This window comes from Mycoplasmopsis hyopharyngis (assembly GCF_045276885.1).
GTDB lineage: Bacteria > Bacillota_I > Bacilli_A > Mycoplasmatales > Metamycoplasmataceae > Mycoplasmopsis > Mycoplasmopsis hyopharyngis.
On the sequence record NZ_CP174164.1, the window covers coordinates 534,186 to 551,761 of the forward strand.

5 protein-coding genes are annotated in these 17,576 nt (G+C 24.2%); 2 read left to right on the forward strand and 3 right to left on the reverse strand.

Annotated elements, in window-relative coordinates; all coding sequences use genetic code 4:
• Positions 1 to 82: 82 nt before the first annotated feature.
• Entirely contained in the window at positions 83 to 6,064 is a 5,982-nt protein-coding gene (locus tag ACJA25_RS02235) for a hypothetical protein (protein WP_406614952.1), read from the forward strand.
• Positions 6,065 to 6,214: 150 nt separating this feature from the next.
• Here the strand turns inward: ACJA25_RS02235 and ACJA25_RS02240 are convergent, their stop codons facing one another.
• Both ACJA25_RS02240 and ACJA25_RS02245 read right to left on the reverse strand, forming a co-directional pair.
• The gene (locus tag ACJA25_RS02240; protein WP_406614954.1) at positions 6,215 to 6,976 is read right to left on the reverse strand and encodes a hypothetical protein; all 762 of its coding nucleotides are present in this window, start codon (positions 6,974 to 6,976) and stop codon (positions 6,215 to 6,217) included.
• A 3-nt stretch (positions 6,977 to 6,979) separates the two neighbouring features.
• Positions 6,980 to 7,141 carry a hypothetical protein gene (locus ACJA25_RS02245; RefSeq protein ID WP_406614956.1) on the reverse strand — a complete coding sequence of 54 codons (162 nt, stop codon included), beginning with the start codon at positions 7,139 to 7,141 and terminating at the stop codon, positions 6,980 to 6,982.
• 315 nt (positions 7,142 to 7,456) lie between these two features.
• On the opposite strand from ACJA25_RS02245, the gene ACJA25_RS02250 reads away from it, so the two are divergent.
• Positions 7,457 to 12,418, forward strand: a complete 4,962-nt coding sequence (locus ACJA25_RS02250) for a hypothetical protein (protein ID WP_406614958.1) — start codon at positions 7,457 to 7,459, stop codon at positions 12,416 to 12,418.
• A 299-nt stretch (positions 12,419 to 12,717) separates the two neighbouring features.
• Here the strand turns inward: ACJA25_RS02250 and ACJA25_RS02255 are convergent, their stop codons facing one another.
• Positions 12,718 to 17,520, reverse strand: a complete 4,803-nt coding sequence (locus tag ACJA25_RS02255; RefSeq protein WP_406614960.1) for a hypothetical protein — start codon at positions 17,518 to 17,520, stop codon at positions 12,718 to 12,720.
• Positions 17,521 to 17,576 lie beyond the last annotated feature (56 nt).

The following is a 17,576-nucleotide window of genomic DNA, read 5'->3' on the forward strand; positions in this document are numbered from 1 at the left end:
TTAATAACTTTATATATTTAATATATTATAATTAAACATATAAATATTTTAGGATTATTTTTAATCTATTTTAAGGAAATAAATGTCTACCACTAAAAATAAAAAAACCAACACTTCTAGCACTAAAAGAAGTGTTAAACCAAAAACTAATGACAAAAAAATAATAGAAACAAAAAAAGAAGAAGAAAAAGTATTTTTGACAGACCAAGAATCGAATTTTGCTATTGAAGAAAATTTACCTGAATTAACAAATAAAAAAGACAATGAACTTCAAGTTTTTTCATCAACAAACAACTTACCACAAAATAATTCACAGTTTCTTTCTATTTCTCCTTATGGCACAAACTTGCCAATGAACCCCGCAGAATTTGAAAAGCAAATGCAAGAAATTGCGTTGGTAAATCAAAAGTTTAAAAAAATTATTTTTTGATCTGTTTCAGGAGCAGCAACTGCTTTTATATTTTTTGGTGGAATTGCAGGAATGGTTTCAACTGCAAAATCAAATAAAGTTGATCCAGTTCAAAATTTAAAACAATTAATAAAAATTTCTATAGATTTTGCTAATGATACTCTTACAGATGTTGCTTTTGAAAAAAATAGAATTGAGCTTGAACTTTTAATTAGAAATGCTGAAAACCAAATTCAAAATAACCCAAAAAATGTTGATGCTATAAAAAATATTTCAAATGAGCTTTATGAAAAATTTAAGTATATTTCTAACTTGTACATAAATAAACATCCACATATTAAAAAAATAAATGATTTTATTGAATCTCAAAGAGTAAAAAATTTGTCAGAAAGTATTTTAGTTTTTGATGAATATGAGGATTTTAAGGGGGAATACAAAGAAGAAATTAAAAAACTAGAAGCAGTTAAGAATAGTCAAAATCCTGAAATAAATGCTACTGAATATGATCAAGCATTAATAGTTTTTTCAAATTTTATTCAAGATATTGAAAATAGAAAGAAAAATAGAGATTTAAAAATTAATGCTTATTATGAATTAAAATCCTTATATGAAATTGCCAATAACTGATTACAAAATCAAAAAAATATGGCACATGAAGCATTTAATAAAATTTTTCCTACTTTAGATAAAGTTAGAAAGAATTTTATTAATAATCCAGCAGTTAATCCTAAAAAACCAACTGATAAAACTGAAATTAAAGACATAAATATTTCATTAAAAGATTTATCACAAGCATTTTATTCTGCTAAAAAAATTCATTATCATAGATTAGATATTGAAGCATTTATTGAAAATCTACAAGAACAAGTTAATGATTTTCATATTGAATTTACAACTATTGATGATAATATTTTTAAAAAAGAATATGATAAATTTAAAATTATTTCTCAAGGAAATGAAGAAAAAACTATTAATGCTTATATTGAAAATTTAATAATTGAAAAAAATACTTTAACTTCATTAAATGTTGACTTACAACAAAAAGCTATTAATCTAAATAATACTCTTGTTGAATTGATAAAAAAATGTAATTTGATTAGAATTGAAATCAATAACAAAGCAAAAGATATTGAGAACATTAAAACAGAAATCCAATCTTGAATAATTAATCCAAGTTATTATGAAAGCGAAGATTTAAAAATAAATGAAATAGTTGATTTAGACATTTTGAATGCCTTAGGAGATGATTCAAAAGGTTTAATTTATAAAATTGATTCAACAATTTTTGAAATAAATAGATATAAATTGAATGCTGATCAAATCAATGAAGAAAAAGAAAAAATTAGTAAAGAATTAGAAGAAATTAAGCAAACAAAAATAGCTAAAAGTGCAGCATTAAAAGATATACAAGAAAAAATTAAAAATTTTGAAAGCACATATAACAACAAATATTTATCATGAGATGTTAATAATATTCCAACAGATAAATCAAAAATTAAATTACTAATTTATGAAAAACTTAATGAAAATTATTCTAACTTTATTCAAAGTTATTCATCAAAATTATCTTCACCATACTCATTAAATGAAGTTAGAAAAATCAAAGAAAAAATCAATACTTATTTAAACGAATATAGAGCAGAATTAGAAAAAATAGATAAAGATTTAGAATCATTTAAGAAAAATACTCAAGGCATTAAGTTGGTAGATCCTTCAAAACCTACTAACAATCCAAAACCAATATTAGCTGAAAACGAATACAATAAATTCATTCCTTCACAAATAACTGATTATGTTTTAGAACAACAACTTATACTTCAATCTGATTATTTAAAAAACAATTTTTTAAAAACAGAAATTATTTTATGTCCTAATGACATAAATGGTTTTTTAACTTTGAAAATTAAACTTTATTTTGAAAAAGTAATATATGACAATCCTTCACAACCTACACTAGAAAATAGTAGAATTATTAAGTTCTACTATGATGAAGAAGAAAAAGTAATTCAAAGTATGAAAAAATTTGCTTTTTCAGAAAACGATCGAATTTCTTTTACTATTGCAAGTAGTTTTCCAGAAAGTATAACAAGCACTGATATACTAGTTAATCATCTAATTAATTATCAAAACAAAGAAATTAAAAATGGTGATTGAAGTATTCCTAATAGTCCTAATATTGAAGAGTCTAAATTATTAAACATTTATTTTGATGAAAAACTTAAAAATAAATATGTATTGAAAAGTGTTTCAAAAGATGACAAACTTAACAACAATTATTTAAAAATCATTTACTCAATTCAAAGAGAAGTTCCTTATGATAGAGATGAAAAAGGAAATATCATTTATAAAATGATTGATCCTATTGAACAATCTGAAGAAATTGATATTACAAAATTAATTAAAGCTAATACTGAGAATAACGAAACAAAAAGATACTATAATCGTTTAAGTGCTATCTATGAACAAACAAAAACTTGAATAACAAAAAAACTAGATCAGAAAAAAGATAAAACGGATTTGATTGATCCATTAGAAACAATTTTGCAAGATGCCAAAACTAATTTGCTTGATAAAATAGATGAAATTTCAAATAGTCAAGATGAAGCTAAAAAACAAGAATACATAAAAAAATGCAAGGAAAAAATAATTGCTATTCTTTCAAAGAAAAATGAAACACAAAAAGCAAAATCGGAAAAAAATATTGCTGTTGCTGAATTAGAAATTTCTTTACAAAAAGCAAAAACTTTATATAGTTCTATAATTACAGCTCCAACTGCAAAAGCAGATGAATCTGATAGTAATTCATTAAAAGCAAAAATTGATGATGCAGAAAATAAAATAAAACCTGAAGTACAAGTTAGTTTAGAAGAATTAAAGACTTCTTTACAACAATTAAATGAAACATTTACGACTATTTCTGCTAGTTTTGATGCTAAAAATAATGAAAGAAAATTTATTGATATTGCCATTTCTGAAATACAAAGTAATAATTTAAAGAATTTTACAGATATTCAATTAAAGCAAGAATTTTTAGATCTTTCAAAAAAATTGATTGATGAAATAACAAAAAGTAAAAATGAAACAGATGATACTGTTGATAAAATTAAAGCAACTGCTAAAAAACTAAATGATGAGCAAAAGAAAATTGAAGATGGATATAATGCTAGCTTCGGAAAAATAACTGAATTGAGAAATGAACTAAATTCTCTTATACTTTTCAAAAAAGCAAATTTAGACAATTTCAAATATCTTAAGTATTACAAAGATGAATATGAAAAATTAATCAATAAAACTCAAGAAACAACTGGTGAGGGTATAACAAAACCAGTTAAATTTGAACAAATAAAAAATGCCTTAGAACATTTGCAAACTACAAAAACAACTTTATATGATAAATTAGTTCTTTTTACAAAGCAAAGACAACAATTATTAAGCTTTATCAACACAACAATTGATAGTTGAATTAAAGGTAAAACCTTAACAAGATTACCTGATAATAATACAACTGAAGTTGAAGGTTTAATAGCACAAGATTTTAATGATATTGCAGATCCTTTTAATAAATTTGTAATTGAAAAGAAAAACCAACTTGAACTAGAACCTACAAGCGGTAAAACTATTGAAGAAATTTATACAAATATTAAAAAAGAATTAGAAGATAAATTCAAAGAATACAAAGATTACAAAATTAAGAAATTTGAAAATAAAAACAAATTATTAGATTTAATCAAAACTAAAGAAAAATTTGTTCTTGATTGATTAACAGGAATAACCATTGTAGATGTAAATCATATTAAGAAAATATTTAATGATGAAATTAAAATAGCAACGGATTTACATAAGCAAGTAACATCAACTAATGATACATTTGAACAAGCTATTAAAAACTTGACTGATAAAACTAATATTGCTCTAAATGAATCAACATATGAACTCAAATCAAAATGAGATTTAATTATTCAAAAAATTAATGAAATCGTTAAAAAAATAGAAGACGAAGTTAAAAATTTTGAAAATGTTGATAATGAAAATTGAAATGCTGATCCAAAAGCAATTTCAATTGTTAATGATTCTGAATTAAAAGAAGATACTAGTTTTAGAGCAGCAATAAAGAATTTAGAATATACAAACACTAACAATAGCCCATGATCGATTGTACAAAACAAATATTATGCATTAACCAATAGTTACAATTTAATTAAAAACAAGAAATTACACAAAATTTCACAAAGACAAAAATTTATTAATGTCCTTAAAAGAGCAATTTATCAAAGAAATCAAAACATTATTGATAATATATATCCAGAACCAAATTCTGCTTTTACTAAACACACTAATAAATTACCTGCAATAATGTCTAGTTTTGATTACTATAAAAAATTAGATTTAATTGATTCTGATTCTGACCCATTCCATTCAACAAAAAATGAAAAAGTTGAAACATATAGAAAAATTATTGATAAAGTGTATAAACATTTTGATTATGATAATAATAATTCTTATGAAACAGCAATTGCTGAATTAGAACAATGAATTTCTGAAGCAATTCATTACAAAGATGTAAAGATGAAAAATGCTATTTCTAAATATAATGAACTTAAAAATAAAGTTATTGCTTTACAAAATTCAGCAAATCAAAATAACATAACTAGTGATCTTAAAAATCAATGTAGTAATTATGTACAAGAAATGGAGCAAAAATATAATAATGCTATTGCTTTAAATTCCTTTACAAAAGTTGAAAATATTGTTTCACAATATACACCTTTATACAATTCATCTAACAACGAATATAATAAAAGAATTGAGCTTAGAAATAAATTACAAAGTGATATTTCAAATTCACGTTCTTACTTAAACATATATAGTGAACATCCTAATTTAAATAATTTTAAAGTTACACTTACAAATAAAATTGATATTATGACCAAAGTTGCTCAAGGTATTAATGGCCCAATAGCAAGTGCTACTTTGGACAATTACATAAAAAGCTTTAATAATGATGTTCAATCTGTATATAACAATTATAAAAATGAATATAAATCAAAATATGATTATGTTTTAGGATACAAAGCAAAAATCAATTCATTTTTATCTGGTATATCATTCCCAAGAGACAATGAAATTTTGCCACCTAATTATTATCAAACAATGAATTGAACAAATAATGTTTCTAGTTATGTGGATGCATTAACAAAAGGTATTAAATACAATACTATTATAAATGCTATGAATTGAATTGATAGTTATTATGGCAGATTCCATTCTAACGCTACAAATAGAAACAATTTATTATCTGAAATAAGAAAATTAGTTTCTGATGCAACAGCTTCCTTAGGAAGATCATTTAATTACACATATCCATGTTGTAGATGTTATTATACTGGTAATCTATGAGCTATACATGGTCAAGGTTCTGCACATAATGTTCATACAAAAACAAATTTAGAAAGTAAAATTAATGAAATTAATGGAAAGATTGCCTCTGGAGCTTCTAGCATATCTGCTTCTAGTCTTAACGCCTTAAAAGCTGAATTAACAAACGCTCATAACGTATGAATTTCAAATAGCGGTGGAAGTGAATGATGTCGCTCAGTATGAGTTTCAAGAGGATGAGGAAAATATTGTTGTGAAGGACATAACAAACGAATGTAAGATTTTACTGCTAAAAAGTAAAAAATCATATTTAACCACGAATAAACCCGGATAAAAATTAAACTCGTAATTGAAAAATTGCGAGTTTTTTTGTCTTAGTTTGTAAAGAAGTAAATATGAATTTTTTATTCTTACATTTTTAGGATATGTTTAAGTTGCAAAAGGAAATATTTTTCCACTATTTTTATCATTAACTTTTAGTTTTTTAACAATCTGTTTTGAAGTTTTTCGATCATAAGGATCTTGAATTTTAAAACTAATATTTAAGTAATTCTTTTCATTAGCTTTTGACATTTTCTTATCAATTATTTTTATCCGTTTATGTACTTTTAAAAAGGTGATAGCATGATCAAAAGGTGTTTTTAAGAGCTCATCTATTGATACATTTTCATTTTTTAAAATTGGTCTTATATTAGATGCTAATTCATCTAAAGTTTCTTGTGGAATAGCAAATTCATTGTAATTAAAATAAACTATTTTTTCTTTTGAAATTTCATTGGTTGTTAAATTTTTAATTGCAAAAGTAATCTTAACTTTTTCCAAATCTAATTGTTGCTCAATTTTTGCGTAAGCAACAATAAAATTTGTTGGTAGATTTTTAAAATACAAATCAGTATTTGTAATTTTTTCAATAAAAACTTTTCCTCAAAAATCTATTTCAACATCTTTAAGAATTTGTTCCACAGTTGGTGATAAAATCTCTATTTTATACTCAATTTTTTGACTCATTTTATTAGCTTTAATTTCTTTAAGTCTAAAACGAACTAAAATAGCACTTTTATTGTCTATGATTTTAATTTCAGGATCAACAATTATGAATTTTCAAGGATCATAGTCATAGAAATTTAAATCCTTTACTGCTAATTTGTCAATCGGAATATTTTTATCTTTTAATTGAACTTTGATCTTCATTAGTTATTGTTCTAATAAATCAGGTTCTTTAATTTGTTCAACATTGTCTGTTTTTATTTTGTCAACATTATGATGAGTACATTTACTTGAAGTAAAAATTATTGGTATAGATATTAAAGAAACTGAACTAATAATTTTTGAACAAATAAATTTATTCTTTTTCATAATAATAACCTCCATATAATTTAATTAACTTTGATGTTCATTCTCTATTATATAGATAATAGAAATAAATAATAAATATTCAACAATTAAATAAATGGTTTATCTTTCTATAATTAAACATAAATAAATAAACCGTATATTTAATTTATTCAACTTTTATTTTCCTTCACCAAAGACATCCAAGAAATCAAAGATTTAAAAACCAAAAGAGATTTAAAGATCACTGCTTATGATGAATTAAAACAACTATATGATATTGCTACCAATTGACAAAATTCAAGAACTTCATATCGTTTTAATGAATGAACTTCTATTTTGTCTGTTGCTTTAGATAATGCTAAAAAGAATATTTTAAGTAATATAGCTATTCAAGTTAGAAATCCACAAGATAAAACTGATGTTGCTTTAATAGATAAAGAATTCAAATCATTGAATGAAGCTTTCTTTAAAGCTAAAAGTATTTGTGAAAAAAGAATCGATTTGATTGAAATCAAATTCGAATTATCTAATAGACTTAATGAATTTTGTGCTAAATATGAAATTAGTCCAGCAATCAATAATGTTTTCAAAAAGTTCTATGAAAATGAAAAACTAAATGAAAAAATGGATGAGCTTACTTCTAAAGAAAATGATCCTACTGTGGATAATAAAACTTTTGAAGATAAAATTAATGAATTTATTAAATCATTTAATAGCTTAAAGAAAAATGTTGTAGATACTAAGAAGTTAATTGATCAAAAAATAAGTGACTTTAATGTTCTTTTAAAAGAAATAAGAGATTGAAAATCTATTTCGCCTAATGCAGCAGATGAATTATATTTAAACCCTAACATTGATGCTAATGATTTTATGAATGTTCTTTTTGGTTCTAGTGCTGGTATAGGTGAAGAACAAAAAATTGAAAACTACTTAAATGAAACAGTCAAAAAATATTTAGTTGATTCTAATGAAATTGGAATCAAGTTAAATGAATTTAAGAAAACTATTCAAGACTTAAAAACCCAAAAAAGAGATAAGCATAGACAAACCATTTTATTAAAAGCAGAAATTGAAAAATTCGAACAATTAATAGAAGCTAATGCTCCTAAAACTTCTCAACCTACAGGTAATTATGATGAGGATAAGAAGTTCATATATAAACCGTTGAATTTAAATGCTAATGATGATGTAAACAAGTTCAAGAAGATTTTAACAAGACAATATAGTTTAAATCAAATTAAGAAGGACAATTCTAACCAAAATACATTAGATGTTCAACTTGAAAATTCTTTCAAAGAATACAAAAATAATATTGAAAAAGCAAATTCTGATCTTCAAAAATTTGTAAATGATAGTAATGGAAAAATTAATTTTGTAAACCCTAATACAAATGCTGCGTTTAATAGTAATGATAAATCAGAAGTATTACCAAGCACTATTAAAAATTTCATTCAACCTTCATCATTGGTATTAGTTACTCCGTATTTACAAGGTAATTTATATGTTGATGTAGAAATGAAGCCTGATGATGCTAACGGAAAAATGTTTTATACTAAAAAGTATTGATATGCTGAAACAGAATATATCAATCCTAATAACCCAAATGAAGGTAAGAAAATTGTTAACAAATTTTACTTTTATTCAGATGCTCAAAAAATTGAAGATGGTTTTAAACAATTTGCCTTTACTGACGATGATAATGTTATTTTTCAAGTTCATGGTGATATAAAAGATTCGTATGAAAATATTGAATCTATTGTTCATTCACTATCTTCTAATTCTGATAACAATACTTTAGTCAAAAATGATTATTTATGTGGTAGTGGTTCAACTAATGATAAAATATTAAGCATATCTTTTGTAAATAATAAAAACAAAGAAATGAATACATATCTTTTTAGAAGATGTTATGCTAAGACAAATTCACAATATGTATTGGTTGTTGAATATTCAATTTCTAGATTAATTAAAAATGGAAATTCTAGTGACACACAATCAGTTGCTATAAAACAAGAAGAAATTAATTTTGAAAATATTATTTTAAGAAACAAAGAACAAAATCAAGCTTCTAAACAGAAAAAAGATGTTACTTTCTTTTATGAACAATTGAAAAATTTCAGTGATCATAAATTAGACTCTAAAAAAGATTCTGATTTAAAAACTCCTACCGACGCATTGCTAGCAATAGTTAAACAAGAAGTAGTTGATAAAGATATATCTTCTTTATCAACAGGTCAAAGTGCTTTTGATGATTTTATAAATAAATGTAAAGAATTAAAAAAACAATTAATTGAAAAATATTCAGAAGTAACAAATAAGAAATCGCAAAAAAAAGAAAAATATTCTAATTTTACTGAATTAAAATCAAAAGTCGAATTTCTAATTTTTGAAATAGAAAGAAGTCCTTATTCTAAAGCAGATTCTGACGAAAAAACTGAGCTAGAAAAAATCAAGACTAACATAGAAACTATTTTAGACCCCAATACCCAAACAACATTAGAAAATATGTCTACTACTTATGAACAATCTAATGAATCATTTAAAAAATATGAAAATGACATAAAAGAGAAAAATGTAGCTAGAACCTTATTATTGTTCACAATATCAGAAATCAAAGAACAAATTCAACATACTTTTGTTAATGACAAATTAAAGAATTATTTTGAAGCAAAAGCAAATGATTATATTAAAGAAGCAGAAACAATTGCAAAAGAAACAGGAAAAACCAAACAATTAATTGAACAAGGTAATTCTGAATTAACAAGAAAATTTGAAGAACTAACCACAAAAAATGATCAAATCAATGATAAATATAACAAGCTAAATTCTTTATATAACCAAGCATTACTATACAAAAATAACAACTTACTTGAAAAACCATATCTAGAAAACTTTAAAACTAAATTAGAAGGATATATTACAAGTGCTAAAAATGTTTTAGACAAAGTTGTTGAAAAAGATAAAGAAGAGGATCTAAACAAAATTAATATTGAACTCGAAAGTTTAACAACTAATTTTGACAATGTTAAAAAAGAAATTGCTCAAGTTGTATTGAAATATGATGAATTAAATAAATTTATCAATAATTTTGTTGTTAGATATACAAGAGGATTAATTTTAACAAAAGTAGCAACTGGTTCAGAACCAGCAATTGAAGCTTTACAAATACAAGATTATGAAGATATTGCTAAACCTTTAATTGATAAAATGAATGAAGTAGTTACTAAGATGAACCAAAAAGATGATAATATTTTACAAAAATTAGGTTCATTGTTAGAAGAAATGAAAACTGCTTATGAAGCAGCAAAAACCAAAAAAATTGATAAAGATATTCAAAAGAAAAAATTAAATAAATTAATTTCTGAAAAAGAAAAATTTGTTTCAGACAATTTAGTAGGTGTTTGAATTGCTAATGTTTCAACTATTTCAAATATCTTTACAAAAGAAATAAATGAAGCAAAAACTAAATATGATGCATCTAGTTCAACCATTGAAACTTTTAAAACATCAATTGAAAAACTAAACAAAAATACTGATGTAACTCAAAATGTTGTTCCTGACAATTTAATGGCTGAATGAGATAAAGCACAAAAAGAAGCAATTGATAAAATTAATGAATTTTTAACCAAGATTGAAAAATTTAAGACAGAAGATAAAGAAGAAGACAATAATGTAACGATATTTAACGATTCTGAATTAAAAAACGAAACTGAATTTGTTAAAGATATTGATATTTTGAAAAAAGTTGTTAATGGAAATAAAATAGGAAATAATGATACATTCATTAGCGTTGGTGAAAAATATAATCATTTGGAAAATACTTATCAACAAATAATAAAACATAAAATATTGAAAATTCAAGAACGTAATGAATTTCTTCATAATTTAAAAACTGCCGCTTTTTACTTCAATCATGCTAAATCTGATAATGCTCAACAAGAATGAAGTAAACCAGAATATACAGTTAATAGAGATCTTGTTCCAGGATTTGTTGCATCTGAAGATTTTTACAAAACATTAAATAATGTAAATACTGAAAATGATAATTTCTCTACAGTTCATAAAGATAAAATTGAACAATATCGTAAACAACTTGATGCAAAATTTGCTGTTAGTTCTGTAAATTCAAATTTAAAAACTTATAAAAAAGCAACTGAAGAGTTGAAAAAATACATAAGTGATTATATTGCAGCAAATTTAAAAGCATTACAAGAAGCACAAACAGAATATGACAAAGTAGTTGAAAGTGCTAATACATTAAAAAACAATGCTAATGTATCAACAGTGTTTAAAAAAGTATTTGATGCAATTACAGAAGCATTAAATGTTGCTCAAACTGAATATAATGCTGGTACATCAGAATTAAAACCTAACAAAATTAAAGATGCAACTAATAAATTAAGAAACGCTTATTCTAATCAAAATAATTTGTTCAACGATATAAATACAGCTTATGTTGAATTAAAAAAATCTTATGCAAATTATAGTGAGGATTTAAAGCTTTATTCTGAATCAAGTAAGTTTAATAATTATAAAGAACAATTAAATAAAGAGTTAGATATTGTAAACACAATGTTAACCAAAGGAAAACTTGTAGGCGGGAACAATTACACAGGTGTTGATTCCGGTTCTGAATTATCTTTATTACAAAGTAAATTTGAAACAAATGCTAAAAATATTTTTGCTCAACATCAAAATCAAGTTGCTGAATTCTTTAATAAAAACTATAAAGAAAAATTAGATCAATTTAATGGTGCTAAAGAAGGTTTATTAGAGCCTCGAGACAATACAACGGGGTTCAAGAATTTACAAAACATCTTTGAATCTACAAATTCAAATCAAACTGCTTATTTAGGTAGAAGCCCTATTGTTTCATTTTCTTCTTTAGAATCGGTGGTTTCTAATATAGATACAATTTTTTCTTCTACATTAAATGAGATGAATAATCGTAAAGCATTAGTTGTTAAATATAATGAAGCAATGGCTAATGCTGAAAAAACATTAGGACGTCCATATAATTCAGCATATTCATGTTGTCAAAAAACTTGTCATCCAAAAATTAAGTGAGGAAATTTTGATTCTAATGCAAATTCTGAAGGTTATTTTAATACCTTAAAGAGTGCAATAGATAATGCTAAAACTGCAACTTCTGCTGAAATTTTTGATAAAGATTTAGAAAATCATACAAACATAATAATTAAAGCTACACAAGAATGAATAGATCATTCAGGTGGAAGTCGTTATTGTTCATCTACAGTTCATAAATGTACTTGTGCATATTACTATACACAAATGTAGTATTAAGCAAAATTTCATTAAAAATATAACTCTTACATAATATTAAAATAAAAATCATTTTAACCTTATTTATGGGAATAAGGAAAAATGATTTTTTTATTTATTAACTCCGAAACACAAGAGAAGATTATAAAGTTATTGAATTGGCACTAAATCAAAAGTAGTGATTTAGGATAGTAATTTAAAAATTAAAAATTTCATATTCTTCTATTTTATAGGTGAATATGAATTTTTTTTCTTTTTCAACTTGGAAACTAGGGATAAAAAATCAAGCACTAGTAAAATGCTTGATTTTATGATTAGACTTGCGTATGGAAACCTCCACAATAACATTTTTTTATTGTTGATCTACATGAACCATGACCACCTGAATTATCTATTCAGTTTTTAGTATGTAATAATAAAAGATTTAGTAAGTTTGTAAAATCTTCATTAGAGATTTCTTTTTCATTTGATTTTTTAGCAATATCTATTGTGTTTAATAATGTTTTTTTATGATTTTCTGAAACATGATATTCTCAATCTTTAGCTCATTTATTACCTGAACATGTGCTTTTACAACATGCATATGTAAAGTTTTGGCTTCTGTCCTTAACTGATTCTGCTTTATTTAATGCATCATCAAATTTAGTTATTATTTCTCTTCTTTGTTTCATATTAGTAATAGTTGTTGCAAAAACGGCTTCTATTTGAGAACATGTTGATTCTAATTTACTAAATAAATATTGTGGAGTTCTTCCTAAATATGAATTTTCAGAAATACTTACTTGAGCAAAAATTTGTTCAAGTGTTTTAAAACCTGTACTAATATCTCTTGGAGCAATAAGAATATCTTTTAGAGTAGTGAATTCATTAAGTTTCTTTTTGTAATTTTCATTAAAGAAATTTATAACTGCTTGTTGATGTTGTGCAAAAATATTATTAGCATTGGTTTCTAATTCAACTTCTAAATTAGATATTTCTGATGCTGAATCAACACCTGTGTAATTATTCCCACCTGCAGATTTTCCTTTGGTTAGCATTGTATTAACTTTTTGCAATGCATTTTCTAGATTAGTTTTAAACTGCGCAAACAAACTTGATTGTTCATAAAGTTTTAAATCTTCACTAAACTTAGTATATGCTATATTTAAGTTTGTATATGCTTGATTTAATGAATCAAATAAATTCTTTTGACCTTGATAAACTTTTTCTAATTTGTTTGCTGCTTCTTTAATTTTATTAGGTTGTAAAGAAGAAAGACCTATGCTATATTCTTGTTGTGAAGTATCTAAAGCTGTATTAATAGCGTCAAATACTTTTTTGAAAGCTACGGCTGTATTTGCTTGATTTCTTAATTCAGTAGATAATTGAACAATTCTATCATATTCTTTTTGTGCTTCTTGTAATGCTTTTAATCTTGCAGCAATATATTCATTAATAAATTTTTTCAATTCTTCTGTAGCAGTCTTATAGGTTTTAATATTAGAAGATACAGAACTTACTGAGAATTTTTCATCTATAGATTTTCTATATACATCGATTTTATCTTGATGTGATGTTGAAAAATGATCTTCTGGAGTATTCATCTTTTCTAATGTTTTATAATCTGCTTCTTTAGCACTAAATCCTGGAACTGCATCTCTATTTCCAATATATTCTGTTTTGCTTCATACTTGTTCAGAATTATCAGATTTAGCATGATTGAAGTAAAACGCTGCGTTTTTTAAGGTATTAATGAATTCATTACGTTCTTGAATTTTTAATTGTTTATGTTTTTTAATATTATTAAACACTAAATCTAAAGCATTATATTTATCACCAGCTAGAATAAATGTTGTATCTCCTGATAGCTTATCTCCGTTTATAGATTTTTTCAATATTTCAATTTTATTAACAAATTCGGGTTCATTTTTTAGTTCATTATCATTTGCTATTGTAATGTTGCCTACTTCTTCTTTATCTTCAGTTTTAAATTTGGTTATATCTTGTAAAAATTGTTTAATTTTATCTGAAGCTTCTTTTTGCGCTTTATCTCATTCAGTCATTAAATTGTCAGGAGCAGCATTTGAAGCAACATTTGTATTATCTTCTAATTTTTTAATAGCATCTTTAAAGGCTTGTATATTTGAATTAGAAGCAGTGTATTTAGTTTTTGCTTCATTTATTTCTTTAGAAAAAATTTCAGAAATTTTTGAAACATCAGCAATTCAAACACCAGTAATATTTAAAGTAACAAATTGTTCTTTTTCTTTAATTGTTTTATTCAATAATTTCTTTTGAATATCTTTTTCAATTTTAGCATTTCTTGCTTTTTCATATGAAGCTTTGATTTCAACTAATAATTTTTCAAGATTTTGAATAACATTAGGATTTTCTTTATTCATTTCAACTTTTGTTTTATCAATTGTTTCTACTAATGGTTTAGCAATATCTTCATAATCTTGTGGTTGTAAGGCTTCAATTGCTTCTTCATTACCAGCTGCTACTTTAGTTAAGATTAAACCAATAGCATATCTTGATGCATAATTATTTATAAATTTTAATAATTCATCATATTTGGCAACAACTTTAATAATTTCTTGTTTTATATTATTTATAGCATTGTTAAAACTATTTAATGTAGATGATATATCATTCAATTGTTGTTCTTGTCCTACTTCAATAGTTTTCTCTAGAATATTCTTAGCTTTTTCTAATTCTTGTTCTATTTTTTGTTTATATGTATTTAAGTATTGTTTGTCAAGTAAATTATTGTTTTTGTATATTGTTATTTCGTCATATAACAATTTTAATTGTTCATAGTTTTCTGTGGCAATAGCATTTTTTGAATCTAATTCATTGAAACCATTTTCTAATGTTGTTTTACCACTATTAATTAAATCTTTAGTAGTTCCTGTTTTAGTAACAACTTCTTCAGCATTTTTTATTAATTCTTCAGCTTTTGCTTTAAAAAATGCTGATAATTTTTCATTTACAAATGTTTGAGGAATTTTGTCCTTTACTTCTAAAATAGCAAAATTTAACAATGTTCTTGCTTCTTCTTTTTCTTTTATTTCTAGTTCATTTTTCTTAAAGTTTTCTTCAGAAGTCTTCAATGTGTTTTGCATTTCTGCTAATTTAGTTTGAACATTATCTTTCAATATATTATCTATATCATTTTTTACTTTTGTTAATTCATCTTCTTGGTGCTTATCAGCCACTTTTGAAGGACTTTGATTAATATTAGAAAGTAAAAATTCAACTTTAATTTTTAATTCTCTAAACTTAGAATAAGTTGCATTTTTTTCTGATTTTTGACTTGTTATGTCAGAATACATTTTTATTAATTGTTGCTTATATTCTTTACACTTATTAACAAATTCTTGAAATTCTGCAGTTCCAGTGTTAAGAGAATTGGTTTCTTTATCTACAACATCTTTTTTAACTTTTTCTAAAAGAACTTTAGATTGACTAATTAAATCCTCATCTTTTTGTGAATCTAATTTTTGTTGAACAAATTGATCTAGTAAATTATAGAAATAAGTAACATCTTTTTTGTTTTTTGATGCTTCATTTTTGTCTTTATTTCTAGCAATGATTTGTGAAAAATCTACTTCAACAGTTTTTATATCTACAACAGTTTGATCTTCTTTATCACCAGATTTAACACGTCTACTTATTGAATACTGAATAGTAATTTTATCATTACCTTTTGGTTCACATTTCATAAAAACATAAGAATTTAATTTTTTATTATTGCTATTATTAAATGAAATAAGCAAAATTTTGTCATTAATTCCATTTGTTCCAGTTAAGTAATCATTAGTTACTAAGGTGTTGTTAATAGATTGTGCCAATGATAATGAAATTGCTTCTACAGTTTCGTATTTTTCCTGAATTTCATTATGAACTGCAAAAATAACATTGTCATCATCAGTAAAAGCAAATTTTTTAAATCCATCTAAAAACTTTTGAGCATCTGAATAAAAGTAAAATTTATTTGTAATTTTCTTTCCTTCGCTTGGATTATTAGGATTAATATATTCTGTTTCAGCATATCAATACTTTTTGGTATAAAACATTTTTCCATTAACATCATCAGGCTTCATTTCAACATCAACGTGCAAATTACCTTGCAAGTATGTTGAAACAAGTGTTGAAGAGGCGGGTTCAAGATAATTTTGAATTGTACTTGGTAATACATTTTGAAGTTCATTATTTACAAAGGCTGTATTTGTATTAGGATTTATGAACTTAATATCACCGTTATTGTTGTTAATGTATGAGTGAAGATCTTGATTAGCTTTTTCAAGGTTTTCTTGATATTCTTTAACTGATTTTTTAATTCTTTCATCAAGAGTATTTTGATTAAAATTATCTTTTTTGATATCACTTAAACTGTATTGACTAGTTAACACATTTTTAAATTTCAAAACATCTTCTTTTGCTTTAACATTCAACGGTTTATATATGAACTTCTTATCCTCATCATAATTACCTGTAGGTTGAGAAGTTTTAGGAGCATTAGCTTCTATTAATTGTTCGAATTTTTCAATTTCTGCTTTTAATAAAATGGTTTGTCTATGCTTATCTCTTTTTTGGGTTTTTAAGTCTTGAATAGTTTTCTTAAATTCATTTAACTTGATTCCAATTTCATTAGAATCAACTAAATATTTTTTGACTGTTTCATTTAAGTAGTTTTCAATTTTTTGTTCTTCACCTATACCAGCACTAGAACCAAAAAGAACATTCATAAAATCATTAGCATCAATGTTAGGGTTTAAATATAATTCATCTGCTGCATTAGGCGAAATAGATTTTCAATCTCTTATTTCTTTTAAAAGAACATTAAAGTCACTTATTTTTTGATCAATTAACTTCTTAGTATCTACAACATTTTTCTTTAAGCTATTAAATGATTTAATAAATTCATTAATTTTATCTTCAAAAGTTTTATTATCCACAGTAGGATCATTTTCTTTAGAAGTAAGCTCATCCATTTTTTCATTTAGTTTTTCATTTTCATAGAACTTTTTGAAAACATTATTGATTGCTGGACTAATTTCATATTTAGCACAAAATTCATTAAGTCTATTAGATAATTCGAATTTGATTTCAATCAAATCAATTCTTTTTCACAAATACTTTTAGCTTTAAAGAAAGCTTCATTCAATGATTTGAATTCTTTATCTATTAA